Source organism: Microbulbifer maximicatervae (SeqCode) (genome assembly GCF_052467385.1).
On sequence record NZ_CP174311.1, the window covers coordinates 4,599,081 to 4,614,008 of the forward strand.

Here is a 14,928-nt window from a genome sequence, read left to right on the forward strand (position 1 = left end):
CTTTATTCCTGTTCAAAGGGAATACGAATATTTACCGACAAGCCCCCTTCTGGGCGGTTGCGGAAACGCACTCTCTGGTCATCGCCATAAAGGGCCTTAAGGCGCTCACAGGTATTGCGAATGCCCACTCCGTAGCCTTTGCCAATCAGGCGCAGCTCCTCTTCCGACATGCCGGGGCCGTTATCGCTGACCTCCAATAATAATTCGCCGGCGAAAACCCGTGACTTGATGCCAATCTCACCGCCCCACTCCAGCTGTGAAATCCCATATTTGATCGCGTTTTCAACCAGCGGCTGCAACAGCAGGCTCGGCACCAAGGCCTGGGGGGACTCCCCCTGTAAATCCAGATTCACCCCTAAGCGATCGGCGAAGCGCACCTTTTCAATGTCCAGATACAACATCAGCGCCTCAACTTCCTTCGCCAGGGTGACCTTTTGCATAGGATCATTATCCAGGGAGTGGCGCAGGAATTGAGACAGGCGCGTCACCATATTGTTGGCCGTGCGCCCATCATTATCGAGGATCAAGGTGGAGATTGCGTTGAGCGTGTTAAACAGGAAGTGAGGATTCAACTGGTAACGCAGCATTTTCAGCTGGGCCTGATGCGCCATTGACTGAGCCCTTAACGCCTTTTCCTGCTGGGCCTGAGAGGAGCGGTAATACTTGATACCGTAATAGAGCGCCGCCCAGGTCATCAGAATCAGAAATGAATAGGTGAACCAGTAGATAGCCAGGAGTGCCGGGTGCTCATCACCATCGTGGCCATACAGCCACAGGGAGCCGCTGAACTTTATTGCCGCCCAAATCACCGCCGCCATCACTACCAGCAGTAAAGAACCTATTAATCGCATTACTGGAGGCTTGCTCCACAGGCGGTGGAACCCCTGGCGCATGCTCTCGCTGAGAACAACCCCCGCTGTAGTGGCAACTATGATGTAGCCCGAGTGAATCCAGTGGTCATTCACCCAGAAAAAACTGCCCACAAAGGTCAACAGCGTATAGCCCCCCCAACCAGAGAGCTGCAAAGCCCAGTACTGTGAGCGACGACTAGCCAGCTTCTGTGAGAGCCACTGAAGTGTTTTGCTTCCCATAATCTCCCGCTTATTGGGTAAAAATCTATGCGCCGATTTGACACTAATCGGCAGCTTCATACTAAATGGCGTCGAAAGCCGGCGAAACACCAACCGGCGCAGCAAAGAGACAAACTGCCGCATGACCTACTGGTTATTTAAATCTGAGCCCGATGAATACAGCCTCCAGGACCTCGCTGCCGAATCTGGCGGTTGCGGTCGCTGGGATGGTATCCGCAATTACCAGGCACGCAATTTTTTGCGCGATAAGGTGAAGGAAGGAGATGGCGTGCTGTTTTATCACAGTGCCTGTAAGGTGCCGGCAGTTGTGGGCACCGCTGAAGTGGTTCGCTCTGCCTACCCCGATCCGGCCCAGTTCGACCCGGAAAGCAAGTACTTTGACCCCAAGGCCAGCGAGGATAAACCGCGCTGGTACTGCGTCGATATTCGCTGGCGAAGTGAGTTCCAACGGCCGGTGCCCCTCGCAGAAATCAAGGGCATCCCCCAATTGGCTGAGATGGTGCTGGTAAAACAGGGGCGCCTGTCTATCCAGCCAGTTTCCGGTGACGAATGGCAGCTACTCCAGCACTTGGGAAGCTCCACGCCGCGCTAAACGATACCTTTTGTCTGGGCGATATACAGGCTCAGCAACGATAGCAGGGTCAATAACGCTAACAAGCCGAGTAATAGTACCCAGGGGCGGAAAGGCTTGCGTTCGACACTGTTGATGCCGGACTGCAGGTATTTATCGACCTTGGCTTGGTCTTCATCGGAGAGTTTCTTTTCGGAGGGATCTAACATGGGCACTTTCGCTCGTTATTTTTGTGCCCTGAGTTTAGGAGAAAGCTTTCTACAGCTCCACAAAAAAGCCCCGCATAGCGGGGCTTTTTAACACTTTCGCAGGGAGCTATTAGAACAGCTCTTCCTCCAAGTCCATCAAGCTAGCGCTACCTGCATTGACACTGCCGGCCAATGCCTGGGTGCGTGGCAACAGGCGAGCAAAGTAGAAGCGCGCTGTCTTTATCTGGCCGCTGTAGAAGCTATCCGCTTCCGCTTTCGGCAGCGCCGCAGACACAATTTTCGCCCACATAAAGGCGTAAGCGACGTAGCCGAACAGGTGCAGGTACTCTACAGAGGCAGCACCCGGTGCGTGGGGGTCTTGCTGAGTGGCGGCAACCATATTCTCAGTTGCTTCACGCAGGCGTTGCATCTCAGCGATGAGCGGCTGGATAAACTCTGCCATTTCCTCTCGATCAATCTGGGCATCGATAAAGCCCTGTACATCTGCAGCAAACAATTCGAATAGAGCACCGCCAGTGGCTACAGTCTTACGGCCCACCAGATCCAGAGCCTGGATACCATTGGTTCCTTCATAGATCTGGGTAATACGCACATCGCGTACCAACTGTTCCTGGCCCCATTCGCGGATATAACCGTGGCCACCGAAGACCTGCTGACCGAGGATCGTGCAATCCAATCCCATATCGGTAGTAAAGGCTTTGGCTACCGGGGTCAGCAAGGCAACCATATTCTCCGCGTTCCTTTTCTCTTCACCCTCGCCGAACTTGGAAATATCCAACCACTTGGCCACGTAAGTGGACAGGGCGCGGCCACCATTCACCAAAGCTTTTTGGGTAAGCAGCATACGGCGCACATCCGGGTGCACAATGATGGGGTCTGCGGCTTTCTCCGGCTGCTTGGCGCCCGCTGGAGAGCGGCTTTGGATACGGTCGCGAGCGTATTCAACAGCATTCTGATAGGAGCGATCTGAAGCGCCGAGGCCCTGGATACCGACACCCAGACGCTCGTAGTTCATCATGGTAAACATGGCCGCGAGTCCTTTGTTCTCCTCGCCGACCAGCCAGCCTTGGGCGCCGTCGAAGTTCATCGCACAGGTAGCGGAGGCCTTGATACCCATTTTGTGCTCGATCGAGCCACAGTTCACATCATTGTGCTCGCCGATGCTGTTGTCTTCGTTCACCTTGTATTTGGGCACCAGGAACAGCGAGATGCCTCTCGGTCCCTTAGGTGCGTCTGGCAATTTTGCCAATACCAGGTGAATTATGTTTTCGGACAGATCCTGATCACCGCCGGTGATAAAGATCTTGCTGCCGCTAATGCTAAAGCTGCCATCGCCACGGGGCTCGGCCTTGGTGCGGATAATACCCAGGTCTGTACCGGCGTGAGGCTCGGTAAGGCCCATGGCACCAGCCCAGGTTCCCTCATACATCTTGGGCAGGTATTTTTCTTTCAGCGCATCACTGGCGTGGGCATCAATTGCCAGGCAGGCGCCGTTAGTCAGAACCGGGTAGAGTGCAAAAGAGATATTTGAAGCATTGATCATCTCCTCAACCTGAGCGCCCAGCATTTTCGGCATACCCATGCCGCCGTATTCCGGGTTGCCCAGCAGTCCACCCCAGCCGCCTTCACAGAAGGTGGCATAGGCTTCTTTAAAGCCTTTCGGCGTGGTCACCACACCGTCATTCCACTGGCAGCCCTCTTCGTCGCCAGTGCGATTGATCGGATCCAGGGTGTTGGCAGCCAGCTTGGCCATCTCTTCGAGAATCGCATCTGCGGTCTCACGATCTACCGCTCCAGCCAACCCGGGCAATTCCGCCCAGAGTTTTTCCGCAGCAAATACCTCGTGAAGTAGGAAGTTCATCTCCCTTAGTGGCGCCTTATAGTCGGCCATGCTCCCGGTCCTCATTCAAGTGTTTCAAACGCTCGTTTGAATCTAGGGCCGAAGCGCCCTAATGTCAACAGTCTCGGGCTTTGAGGAACCTGACAAGCACTCAGTTCTAAAGAGTGGGAACAATCTGTTGAATGGATGCTGTACCGCTCACTAGAGCCGGCTGAAAAAACTGCTGCTAGTCTACATTGGCGCTCCTTCGCAGTAGAACGCTGACGAGTTCGGCTAACTTATCCTCAGCTAATAGTGGAATCTCATCACTGGGTACAAATGAATAGGGCTCATCTGCATATCGCGGGATGATTTGCACATGCATGTGATCTTCAGACTGGCCTGCGGACACTCCAGAATTGCAGAATGTATGAATACCATCTGGCTGAAATGCCTCTCGCAGAATATCAACACCCGTTAGGATCAAATTGCTGACATCTGATAAAACTACCGAGTCACAAGCGGTAAAATGATTCGTGTGCAAAGAAGGGATTACTAACAATGCGCCTTTACTGCGCTGCCTCGGATTTACCGCCAGGCAAGCGTGCTTCAACTCCTTTACCAGCGGAACACTCGAATGCATCAGTGTACATAGCGGGCACGGCCTTCGAACTCGAAACGTATAAGGCACAGCAAACTCAATACAAGTTATGATCGTTGTATAATAGGGGTTATTTCGAGAAATTGAGAGCACCGCGTAGACGTGCAGCTTCCTTCGCCCTCTCCGGCGAACTCCATTGCGGACACGAAAAAATATCCGTATAGCGATATTTTCTACCCGCTTTCCTGTCACTCCTGGGGACAATCTCCCAAACTAAGTGAAGATAGGATCGCCCCGTAATTTCCCCCCAATCACACCAGACATTGGTGCCATCCGGATCATAGAGGTTTTCTACTGCAAAAGTAGACTCCCTGACACACTTAAATAGATCGCGGAACTCACTCTGATTGAATGTGGAAAAATCCGTATGATAGACGTGAGGCACCACCACCACATTCCCCCTAATTCTTGGCCGTATCGGTATTAGTGCGGTCGCAACATCATTTTGGCAGATAATAAATTGCGACCTCTCCCCCGGAGTACTCAAGCAATAACCGCATGGGCATCCCTGTTTTGATAAAAGTAAGTTAGACAATTGTGATACGGGCCTCACTACCTTTCATTACACAAACATTAGCCAAAACACCGATTGGCAAAGTCAACATGGGATCTGTATGCCCAAAGCTTAAATTCGCTACTATTGGAAAGTCGAAATCCGCACAAGCCTCAAGAACCGTATCTTTTAGCGTGACGCCGGCTATATCAGTGCAATATGGAGAGCGTCCAATAAGCATACCTCTAACGTGAGAGAGTATCCCTGATTGACGCAGATGGGTAAGGGCACGACGAACCCTCTCTAGTCGCGCTTCTTCAGCATGGGCCTCCCAGAAAAAAATAATATCTGAGGGGATATTAAGATATGGCGTACCCACAAGCATATTTAGCGTCTCTATATTCCCTCCAAACAATATCCCCTCACCCAGCCCTTCTCGATAAACTATTCGGTGACTGTCTTTTTCCATCAAACGACGCCGTTGCGGACTTTCACCCCAGTCCGTAAATTCACGAGTCCATGCAGCAGGATCTCTTAGCTCTGTCAAGGTCTCATTATTACCGATGGCAGAAAAAAGGTTCTCGATCGTAAAAGCAAAAGGCTGTGGGTATTCGCCAAACTGAGGTAACAGTGTGGGGCCAAAATAAGTAGTCCATCCACTCAAACTATAAATACCTAAAATCAATGCTGTCGCATCGCTGTTGCCAATTAATACTTTGGGGTGTCGGCAAACAATATCTCGATTCAAGTATTCTAATATTTCAGCTGAGTTGAATCCTCCAATTGAACACATGATTCCCGCAATCGAGTGATCGAGTAATAAACTCTCAAACGCCTGAGCCCGCTCCAATGCAGTCCCTGCCGTAAACCCTCTTGAAAAGCACACCTGCTCCGGCAGTACAACCTTTGTATTCAAGGTTCGCTCCAAGGCTTTAACGCTCCGAATTAATCGGTCAGGATATTTACTTGCTACATTTGAAGAGGGTGAATATATTGCTATCGCCTTTCCCGGTATTAGCTTAGGATAAAACCTGTTATTCATGTTGATAGCGTGAACTTTGCATTTCAAGCATTGTTTCTCTGGGCTTATGCCCTGAGCGTCCAAAGTTTACCGACACTGCATCATTATTCAGGCCAGTCAATGGTTAGCCCCTGCCGTCGTAACACATCAACAAGCTGATTATATTTTTGCCCCTCTAGTAACAAATCAGACTTTCCTATTTCATTAACCGCTCGCAGGAAAATTTGATGAAGGCTAGCTTGACTCAAATAAAGATCCTCAGACTTCAAAGTACGAGGGTGAGTGTTATGAAGTTGTTCTACCCAGTCGGTCGGCAATCGCTGCTCTAATCGCCGATCCCCTTGTAATTTAACACCTGTAGCCTGTTGAATAAGTGGAATAATGGCATGTTTACGTGTAAAGGCGAGAGAGTCACAAGCCGCCAAACTTTCACCTCTTTTAATTTTAGCAAATGTATACCAAAGCCAGCCACAGTAGCGCGGGATAATCTCCTGCACTGACATTGATTTCGCACCAGACATGGTGTTTTGGCTGATAGGAATATCTTTACGCAAGACGATGAATGGTTCTGGGATACAGCAAGGTGGATCTGCACAATACAAAAAGCTTATATCTAACTTTACAATCCAGTCATCTTTTCGAGTGTAGAAAACAAGTAAACTTGGAATTCCCGCATGCACAGCAGAGAATGTCACGCAAATATTAAAATGCTGTGTGAACATCTGCTCAAATTCAGCTCTGGCCCTATTGAGTGGATTAGTCGACATATAGACTGCCGTGACATCCAAATCACTAAAAGCATCGGCTTCGCCAGATGCGATGCTTCCACCAATAGTTATAGTCACTGGTGCATCTTGTCCATTTGCCCATGAATTGATAAATGAAAGTATGGGGTGTAAGTGCTGAGGTACTCTATCTTCAGCTAATCCCAGTGAGCTAATTCTTACCTGATTAGAAATATTGTAACTTGAAGGGTCCCTATCGGAAGAACTCATGGTGACAATTCAAATCCGTTTCTGCGAGGCAATATTTGAAGATCTCGAATATCATCGTGTTGGAGCACCCACATTAAAAATCGTTCAACACCCATGCCAAACCCAGCAGTTCTCAATGGATAAACCCGCTTCATATTCGTATACCACTTATAGGATTCTGGATTTACCCCATGCACCTTCATAGCTGTGAGAACAGCCAAATCGTCAACATGTCTTTCGCCACAACCGACCACTTCGCCACACCCAAATAAGAGATCACTATTTAATGCGCTATAGCCATTTTTATCCATGGCTTGATAAAAGGGAACAACCCCATGATCCCACTTGGTAACCCAAACAAAGGGGCCAATAGTTCTGATAAGCTCTCGTTCTCCCGCTCTAGTAAGATTTCGCCCGTAATCAGTTTTATCGATAAACTCAGGCTTGTCCTGAAGAAGCTTGGCGGCCTCATCAAAAGTAACAGAATTAAAAGTTAAATCTCCGTTTGCCACTGACTCTAAGTGACTTAGACTGCCGGCTGCTCGTGTAATCGACTCAGCTTGCTCTCTAAGCATCGCTTTGCTGAGCGCGCGGATATACCCCTCAGCCAAAGACATAGCCTCAGCCAAGTCCCCACTAATTTCTACCTCGCTGTGCATAAACTGGCAGAGATGTGTAGCGTCCCAGTCCTCCCCACGAAATGACGGCATTAGATAATAAGCGCCTCGGGGCTTCATTCGACAACACAACTCAAGCTGAAACTGCATGGAGTCGGCTAGATATGTTTCCTGACCATTTAATTGAATACTCACAGGAATTGAGTCACTTCCCAGCCCAACTGGGCTCGAAATACTACCAGTCGTAACAGGTAAGTGAACGGTTCCAATTCCCTGGCCTCGCCAGAACATTGCTGTCTCTCGAGTAAGTATGTCTTGCAAATCTACCAGCAAGTTAAACCAAGGATTATTTGCTAGTTTCAAGTATCTGCTGGGATCTTCAAGAATCGGTGGTTGCCAGCCATTTGTATGCCCATTCGTAGTCAATTTCACAACCCCAATCAGAGAGATATCCCCATAAGAATATATCCATCTACTTTTTACTGCCGGGTGATACAAATTTTTGCTGCGTGTTTTAGCTCCCCCTTTAAAAATTCAATAACTGCAATAGCCAAGTAAGGAAATAATGAAAAATTAGAGAAAATCACGACAGTTTTATCAGAATAACTACATAGACTATAAATTAAACATTGCCATGAATATTCTTGCAAAAAGTTTCTCAATTAAAGATGAAAAATCAAACTTACATTCTTTTGGTTGATCTCGAATGTACTTGTGATAACGAGCCGCCCCTCCCTCCAGAGGAAGCCGAAACCATAGAGTTGGGTGCGATAGTGGGAAGTTTGACACAAAAAGCTTTTGTTCAATTAGATGAAAGGCAGCTTTACGTAAAACCCACTATTCACAGAGAATTGACACTATTTTGTACCGAATTAACGGGTATTACTCAGGAGCAGGTTGATAAGGCCTCGTTGCTACCCGGGGTACTGGATAAATTCAAAGATTGGCTTTCCAACTATGAATTAGCCGCATGGGGCAGCTGGGGAAATTTTGATGCATGGCAATTGCACATGGAAACAGGCGGAAAGGAAATAGCAAACCCCTTACAATACCTGCCTCACATTAATGTGAAGCAAATATTCGCTGACAATAAAGGACACCGCGTCGACCTAGCCAAGGCTATTCAACTATCGGGGCTTAAATTTAAAGGGCGACAGCATTCCGGTATCGATGACACACGAAATATCGCCCAACTTCTGGAAAATGATATCGCCCTGCGAACTAGTTTTTTAAATCAGATATAATCAGGCCTAGTAATATCACCTTGTAAGAACAGCATTCTGCGTCTTCTCCTTACCCTACCGCCCCATCAGTGATCGGCTTGGGCAATTAACCCATCGATATCCAGGTACTGGGCAGCATTGCGATAGTTCGCGGCGCTATCGAATGGAAGGGAGCCTAGAAGAGGAGCCGGCAGTAGAGCCTTAAGGGTATGCAGATTCTCCTCTGCGCGAGCCATACCCTCACCACGCACAAAGTTGGCTACCCAACCCACTAACGGAAGCCCATCGCGGCGGATTGCCTCTACCGTGAGTAATGCATGGTTGATACAGCCAAGTTGCATGCCCACCACGAGTATGACCGGTAGGTTTAGTTCCCGGGGCAACTGGGACAGAAAGCTTCTTGGGCCCAACGGGGTGCGCCAGCCACCAGCACCTTCGATCAAAACCAGGTCGGCCCCTGCAGACATCACTCCCCGACAGACGCCAGCCATCCGCGCAACATTTAACTGCTTACCCACCTCTGCGGCCGCTATATGCGGAGCAATAGCGGGCTCCAGGGCAAAGGGGTTTACTTGCTGGTAAGGCAGCTTCAGAGTCATCGCTTCCTGGAGCAAAAGGGCATCTTCATTGCGCAGGCCATCATCCGTGTGCTCACATCCAGATGCCACAGGCTTCACTGCCGCCGTTTGCAAGCCTGCCTCCGCCGCTGCCGATAGCAGTGCGGCGCTCACATATGTCTTGCCGACCTCGGTGTCAGTACCGGCGATAAAATAGGTTTTTGCCAAGGCCTAACCCCCTCCTCCAATAAAAGTTAACTTTTTTCATAACGTGACTTTTCACGCCACTCAGATGGTGATAAATTAACCCGGTAGCGCAAATTTTAAACAGATCAAGCCGTACATCGATAAGAAGGCACGGGGTTGCGCTCACACAATAACCCCCTCTTAAAGGGGACAGACAGCAGGGATGCGGTGTCATTGCGAAATAACCGACAACTACCCGAACTGCTTAAAGACCATGCGATACCTGACCTTTGCCCTGCTCCTGCTGATGCCAATCTTTGCTTCAGCGAAAGTTGATCCCGTTGACCACGTCGTAGTTTATAAGTCCAAGAAACTCATGCAGCTGATACGGGACGGCCGTGTCGTGAAAAGCTATACCGTGTCTTTTGGGGATAACCCCAGGGGACACAAAGTTCGCCAGGGGGACGAGCGCACCCCTGAAGGCCGCTACACACTGGACTGGAAGAATCCCAACAGCCGCTTTTACCGTTCAATCCACGTGTCCTATCCCAACAAGCAGGACCGTGCACGGGCAGCCAAAATGGGGGTCAGTCCCGGCGGTGACATTATGATCCACGGTATCAAGCCCCAGTGGTCCTATATGGAAAGACATCTGCGCCGCACCAACTGGACCGATGGTTGCATCGCGGTGGCCTCCAACCGTGAAATGGACGAAATCTGGGCTCTGGTGAAGACGCCAATCCCTATCGACATCTACCCCTGATCTCTTCAATCTTGCACCCGGCTCCCTGCGTTGCGATAGGCGCAGGTCAGCCGGATTTTTTTGCCCTGCAAGCGGTGAGATTCATATAGATCACCTCGTAAGTTACCGGCAATCCTCGCTCTTCCCGCTTATTTTCATAGGCTACGGACAAGTGCTGCAGTTTGCGACGACCTGTCATACCTTTATCCGCCGCCCGGTTAATATTGTGTGCACCCACTCCCTTAAGCTCCCGCATCAACTGGCGCAGGCTATCAAAGTGCAGTAGGCGCAGTTCATCCGTAACCAATCCGCTGAGGTCACTGTGCAGCGCTGCTTCACGCCATTGCTCGGCGGGCAGGAACTGATTGACATGTACACCCCCATCCACTTGAGCCCAACTCTGTTTCAATTCCACCAGGGTTTTAGGGCCAAGGGTGGCAACCAGGCACCGCCCTTCAGGGGCCAGTATTCGCTGCAACTCAGCAAACAATTGCGGCAGGCGGTAGCACCATTGCAGCGCCATACTTGAAAACACCAAATCAACACTACCCGCCGCCAGGGGTAACTGTTCGGCATCGGCCGCAATGTAACCATCAGCTTTGGCTCTTTGCGTCCGGGCAAATTTCAGCATCCCCTCCGCCAGATCCAGGGCAATAATTTGCGACTGAGGAAAATGCCGCCGCAACAGTTCAGTACCGAATCCGGTGCCACTGCCCAAATCGAGGATCGTACGGGGTGCCCAGCTGTCATCGGCTTGGGCCAACAGCTGCCGGCAGACTGCCCGCTGCAGATGGGCGCAATCATCGTAGCCCTGTGCTGCCCGGGTAAAAGAGCGAGCTACCGCAGCCTTATCAAACGGCTCAGCCGGGGGGTTTCCAATAGACTCGAGAAGCTCGAATAGATATTCAGCGACGATGTCAGCTTTGGTGCAATGGGGTAAATGGCCCGTCTCGGGTATGACTTTGACGGTGCCCCCACACGCCTCAATGGACCGAGCAGCTTCAATGGGAACCAGGGCATCCCTGTCACCAAACAGGTGCAGTGCCGGCACGGACAGATGTTCCAGGTATTGGCGATTATCCAGCTCTGCCAAGCAGCACAATGCTCCCCGCCAGGCATCACTATTTATTTGTGGTTTTTGTGCCTTAAGGTCTTTAAGCAAAGAGCGCATGGAGCTATCACCCCGCGCCTGTAGTGAGCAAAATCGCTCCCAGGTACTCTCCGGAGATGATGCAAAAGCATCGAAAAATGCCTTGAAAGTGCTCTCGGCCATGCCTGGCCAGCCGTCTCGTTCCACAAAGCAGGCATTGGCAGCTATGGTCACTAAACCCAGAACTTTGTCCTGCTTCGCTATAGAAGCCAGGCGAACGGCCAGCATACCGCCGAGGGAGTGGCCAACCAGGATACAGCTAGGGGGAAGTTGCTGGTAAAGCTTCTGCAGCAAAGCTTCTAGTGGGGGCCAATCCTCAGCACCTTGTGTAGCAAATCCAGGTAACTCAATACAGTGGAGTTGCAATTCTGTACGACGCGCCAGGGATTCTATAAGCGGCTGCCAAAGGTCTGCACTCCCGCCCCACCCGTGCAGGAAAACCAAGTGTTCAACCCGTGTCACTTATCCAGTACCCCTGCGCTCTGCAAAATCTGCTGCAGCGCGCCTAGTAGCTCATCGATATCCTCGGCCAGATGAGCCGCGCTCAGGGTAATGCGCAAGCGTGCAGTGCCCAGCGGCACTGTAGGCGGGCGAATGGCACCCACCAGGAATCCACGCTCCTGCAATTCTCTGGCAACCGCCATCACGGTGTTTTCACAGCCCAACACCAGCGGCTGTATCGCACTGGCCGACGCCTGTAGAGGTAAGCCGAGCTGTAGTGCCCTGCGGCGGAAATAAGCGATATTTACCCGCAAGCGCCCTTGTAACTGAGGCTCATCGCGAATCAATTCGATAGCAGCCAAGGCACCGGCAGCCACTGCTGGCGTCATTCCGGTGGTATAGATATAGGGCCGCGCAAACTGGGTGAGGAAATCTATCAGTGCCCGGGAGCCCGCAATAAAGGCACCGGCATTGCCAACCGCTTTACCCAAGGTACCCATCACAACCGGGGCTTGTTCCTGGGTCAGCCCCGCCAGGGCACAGCTGCCCGCCAGCGGGTATGCTTCACTACCCATTACACCGAAGCCGTGGGCCTCATCAACCATTAACCAGGCGTTGTATTGCTTACACAGAGTGGCAATCTCAGCCAGAGGGGCCAAATCACCATCCATGCTGTAAACGCCATCCACCGCTACTAAAGTAGCGCCACCCCGGCTAGTAGCGCGCTGCAATTGGCGTTCAAGGCCAGCTAGATCGTTATGGGCAAAGCGCAGACTGTTGGCGCCACTCAAGCGGGCACCGTCAATCAGTGAGGCATGATTAAGCCTGTCCGAAACAATATTGTCGGCCCGCCCCAACAGGGCACAAATAGTGCCGATATTCGCCATGTAGCCACTCGAGAATATCAGCGCCGCTTCTCGCCCGGTTACCTCGGCGATGCACTGCTGCAAGCGGTGATGAATATCCAGGTGACCATTAACCAGGTGAGAGGCTGTGGCGCCTGCACCACACTCTGCTCCCGCCTTCTGTGCTGCGATGACTTCCTCGCGGCTGGCAAGCCCCAGGTAGTCGTTACTGCTAAATACCAGTAGCTCCCGCCCATCGACCCGGGCTCGCGGCCCGGGTGCGCGATCGAGGGTTTTTAGTTCCCGGTACAGATTCTGCTGGCGGCGCTCGGCGAGGCGCTGTTGCAGAACTTCATTCAGGGTCATTTGGCCGCGTCGTAGAAGAAGGCATCATTTTGCTGTTCGGTGATCTGCGCGTTCAATTCCGCTTCCACCTCAGCCTCATCGGCGTACTGCTGATACTCTTCTGGCTTAATACCCAGGCGACTGAACAACTGCATATCTTCGTTAGCTTCCGGATTCGCAGTCGTCAGCAGTTTTTCACCGTAGAAAATAGAGTTGGCGCCGGCGAGGAAGGCCATTGCCTGCATCTCATCGCTCATCTGCTCGCGACCGGCGGATAGGCGCACATGGGATTTCGGCATCATGATACGGGCCACAGCAATGCAGCGAATAAATTCGAAGGGGTCCAAGTCCTTTTGTTCTTCCAGCGGGGTACCTGCGACTTTTACCAGCATATTGATGGGCACTGATTCGGGGTGCTCCGGCAGGTTCGCCAATTGCATCAATAACCCGGCGCGATCTTTATCGCCTTCACCCATTCCCACAATGCCACCAGCACAGACCTTCATTCCTGCTGAGCGCACTCGCCCCAAGGTTTCCAGGCGATCCTGGTAAGTGCGAGTGGTAATAATCTCACCGTAATATTCCGGCGAAGTATCCAAATTGTGGTTGTAGTAATCGAGGCCTGCATCCGCCAACTCCTGGGCCTGATCATCATTTAACATGCCCAGGGTCATACAGGTTTCCATACCCAACGCCTTTACTTCACGTACCATCTGGGTCACGTAAGGCATGTCTTTTTTCTTGGGGGAGCGCCAGGCGGCCCCCATACAGAAGCGGGTAGCACCGCCGGCCTTAGCTGCCCTTGCCTCCTGCAACACCTTTTCAACCTTCATCAGTTTTTCCCGCTCCAGCCCGGTGTCATAGCGGGCACTTTGGGGACAGTAGGCACAGTCCTCAGGGCAAGCACCGGTCTTGATAGAGCAAAGGGTACTGACCTGTACCCGATTGGCGTCAAAATAAGCTCTGTGCACTTGCTGCGCGGTAAACATCAAGTCGCTAAACGGCATGGCGAAGAGGTCCAGTACCTGCTGGCGGGTCCAGTCGTGGCGGATCTCTGCGGCGGGCATTTGCTGGGCGGCAGTCACAGGGCGTACTCTCTCTGTTGCTTATTAAAATCGGATACTCACAGCCTGTTAGCAGGCTCTAGTGGAATCGATCAGCGGGCTCTAATTCAGCCTCTGCCGTTCAATCCACCAGACTGGCCAGTTTAGCCACGGCCAAACCGCTGTCAACTCGGAAGAGACGATATGGTTTACAAGCTTTTCAGTAGAAAACTTGCCCAAAGTCTGGCCCGCTGCCTGCTGTGCGGCGGAGTATCGGGAGAGGTTGGAATCTGTTCTGCCTGCACCCAGGAACTACCGGCGCTAGGCCGCGGCTGCCGCTACTGCGCCCTACCCTTGGCGGCGGCAAAAGATAATATTTGCGCGGCCTGTTTACAGAGGCCACCCGCCTTAAAGAAGATCAGTGCTGCCTGGCAATACGCTTACCCGATCAACCACTTAATCCAACATTTCAAATACCACCGGGACCTGGCCGCCGGACACAGCCTTATACAGCTAGCAGCCCGCCAATTGGGGCTTCCAGAGGATATGCCTGACATACTTACCCCGGTTCCTCTGCACTGGCGTCGCTATTGGCAACGCGGTTACAACCAGGCTCAACTTATTGCCAGTGGTCTGGGGCAAAACTGGTGCCTGCCAGTAGATCTGCAACTACTGCGCAAAACAACTTCCACCAAAACCCAGTCTCAACTCAGCCGCAACCAACGGCTGAAAAACCTGTCTGACAGCTTTGCCGTACGCGGAGAAATATCGGGTGCCCATATCGGCCTGGTAGACGATGTTGTAACCACGGGAGCGACCCTAGAAATCATCACTCGCCAGCTACTCACAGCCGGGGCAAAACAGGTCAGCGCCTTCGTTTTGGCCAGAACGCCATGACTGTTCGGCGCGACTACAAATAGACCCATAGTCACCCCGACGT

Annotated in this window: 16 protein-coding genes; 4 read left to right on the top strand and 12 right to left on the bottom strand. The window is 51.6% G+C overall.

Going from position 1 to position 14,928, the window contains the following annotated elements; genetic code table 11:
- Positions 1-2: 2 nt before the first annotated feature.
- Positions 3-1,091: a sensor histidine kinase gene (locus ACJJIR_RS19720; protein ID WP_413664203.1), complete on the bottom strand. Its 1,089-nt coding sequence runs from the start codon at positions 1,089-1,091 to the stop codon at positions 3-5.
- 121 nt (positions 1,092-1,212) lie between these two features.
- On the opposite strand from ACJJIR_RS19720, the gene ACJJIR_RS19725 reads away from it, so the two are divergent.
- Entirely contained in the window at positions 1,213-1,683 is a 471-nt protein-coding gene (locus ACJJIR_RS19725) for an EVE domain-containing protein (RefSeq protein ID WP_444906545.1), read from the top strand.
- Here ACJJIR_RS19725 and ACJJIR_RS19730 read toward each other — a convergent pair.
- The 7 genes from ACJJIR_RS19730 to ACJJIR_RS19760 form a co-directional block, all read right to left on the bottom strand.
- A complete protein-coding gene (locus ACJJIR_RS19730) occupies positions 1,680-1,871 on the bottom strand; it encodes a DUF3094 family protein (RefSeq protein ID WP_413664201.1) in 192 nt (63 codons plus the stop codon). The genes ACJJIR_RS19725 and ACJJIR_RS19730 overlap by 4 nt on opposite strands.
- 109 nt (positions 1,872-1,980) lie before the next feature.
- Positions 1,981-3,762, bottom strand: a complete 1,782-nt coding sequence (locus ACJJIR_RS19735; RefSeq protein ID WP_444906546.1) for an acyl-CoA dehydrogenase C-terminal domain-containing protein — start codon at positions 3,760-3,762, stop codon at positions 1,981-1,983.
- 175 nt (positions 3,763-3,937) lie between these two features.
- Positions 3,938-4,333, bottom strand: coding sequence for an HIT family protein (locus ACJJIR_RS19740; protein ID WP_413664199.1), 396 nt, complete (start codon positions 4,331-4,333; stop codon positions 3,938-3,940).
- 88 nt (positions 4,334-4,421) lie between these two features.
- Positions 4,422-4,736 (bottom strand): HIT family protein, encoded by a 315-nt coding sequence (locus tag ACJJIR_RS19745; RefSeq protein WP_413664198.1) that lies wholly within the window; start codon positions 4,734-4,736, stop codon positions 4,422-4,424.
- A gap of 142 nt (positions 4,737-4,878) precedes the next feature.
- Positions 4,879-5,886 (bottom strand): S66 family peptidase, encoded by a 1,008-nt coding sequence (locus ACJJIR_RS19750; RefSeq protein ID WP_444908438.1) that lies wholly within the window; start codon positions 5,884-5,886, stop codon positions 4,879-4,881.
- 83 nt (positions 5,887-5,969) lie between these two features.
- Positions 5,970-6,860 (bottom strand): nucleotidyltransferase family protein, encoded by an 891-nt coding sequence (locus tag ACJJIR_RS19755; protein ID WP_444906547.1) that lies wholly within the window; start codon positions 6,858-6,860, stop codon positions 5,970-5,972.
- Positions 6,857-7,888, bottom strand: coding sequence for an amino acid--tRNA ligase-related protein (locus ACJJIR_RS19760; protein ID WP_444906548.1), 1,032 nt, complete (start codon positions 7,886-7,888; stop codon positions 6,857-6,859). Before ACJJIR_RS19760 ends, ACJJIR_RS19755 begins: the two co-directional genes overlap by 4 nt.
- Before the next feature lie 212 nt (positions 7,889-8,100).
- Between ACJJIR_RS19760 and ACJJIR_RS19765 the strand changes: the two genes are divergently transcribed.
- Complete coding sequence (locus tag ACJJIR_RS19765; RefSeq protein ID WP_444906549.1) at positions 8,101-8,700, top strand: 3'-5' exonuclease; 600 nt, start codon at positions 8,101-8,103, stop codon at positions 8,698-8,700.
- Between the two features lie 65 nt (positions 8,701-8,765).
- Here ACJJIR_RS19765 and bioD read toward each other — a convergent pair whose 3' ends face one another.
- On the bottom strand, positions 8,766-9,464 hold the full coding sequence (bioD, locus tag ACJJIR_RS19770; RefSeq protein ID WP_413664193.1) for a dethiobiotin synthase: 699 nt from the start codon (positions 9,462-9,464) through the stop codon (positions 8,766-8,768).
- A 232-nt stretch (positions 9,465-9,696) separates the two neighbouring features.
- Between bioD and ACJJIR_RS19775 the strand changes: the two genes are divergently transcribed.
- On the top strand, positions 9,697-10,185 hold the full coding sequence (locus tag ACJJIR_RS19775; protein ID WP_444906550.1) for a L,D-transpeptidase family protein: 489 nt from the start codon (positions 9,697-9,699) through the stop codon (positions 10,183-10,185).
- A gap of 46 nt (positions 10,186-10,231) precedes the next feature.
- Here ACJJIR_RS19775 and bioC read toward each other — a convergent pair whose 3' ends face one another.
- Genes bioC through bioB form a run of 3 tightly spaced genes read right to left on the bottom strand, consistent with a single transcriptional unit; the run spans position 10,232 to position 14,012 of the window.
- Positions 10,232-11,776 (bottom strand): malonyl-ACP O-methyltransferase BioC, encoded by a 1,545-nt coding sequence (gene bioC / locus ACJJIR_RS19780; RefSeq protein WP_444906551.1) that lies wholly within the window; start codon positions 11,774-11,776, stop codon positions 10,232-10,234.
- A complete protein-coding gene (gene bioF / locus ACJJIR_RS19785) occupies positions 11,773-12,966 on the bottom strand; it encodes an 8-amino-7-oxononanoate synthase (RefSeq protein ID WP_444906552.1) in 1,194 nt (397 codons plus the stop codon). The genes bioC and bioF overlap by 4 nt, the downstream gene beginning before the upstream one ends.
- Complete coding sequence (gene bioB / locus ACJJIR_RS19790; protein WP_413665834.1) at positions 12,963-14,012, bottom strand: biotin synthase BioB; 1,050 nt, start codon at positions 14,010-14,012, stop codon at positions 12,963-12,965. The genes bioF and bioB overlap by 4 nt, the downstream gene beginning before the upstream one ends.
- A gap of 180 nt (positions 14,013-14,192) precedes the next feature.
- On the opposite strand from bioB, the gene ACJJIR_RS19795 reads away from it, so the two are divergent.
- Positions 14,193-14,885, top strand: coding sequence for a ComFC family protein (locus ACJJIR_RS19795; RefSeq protein WP_444906553.1), 693 nt, complete (start codon positions 14,193-14,195; stop codon positions 14,883-14,885).
- Positions 14,886-14,928: the final 43 nt, after the last annotated feature.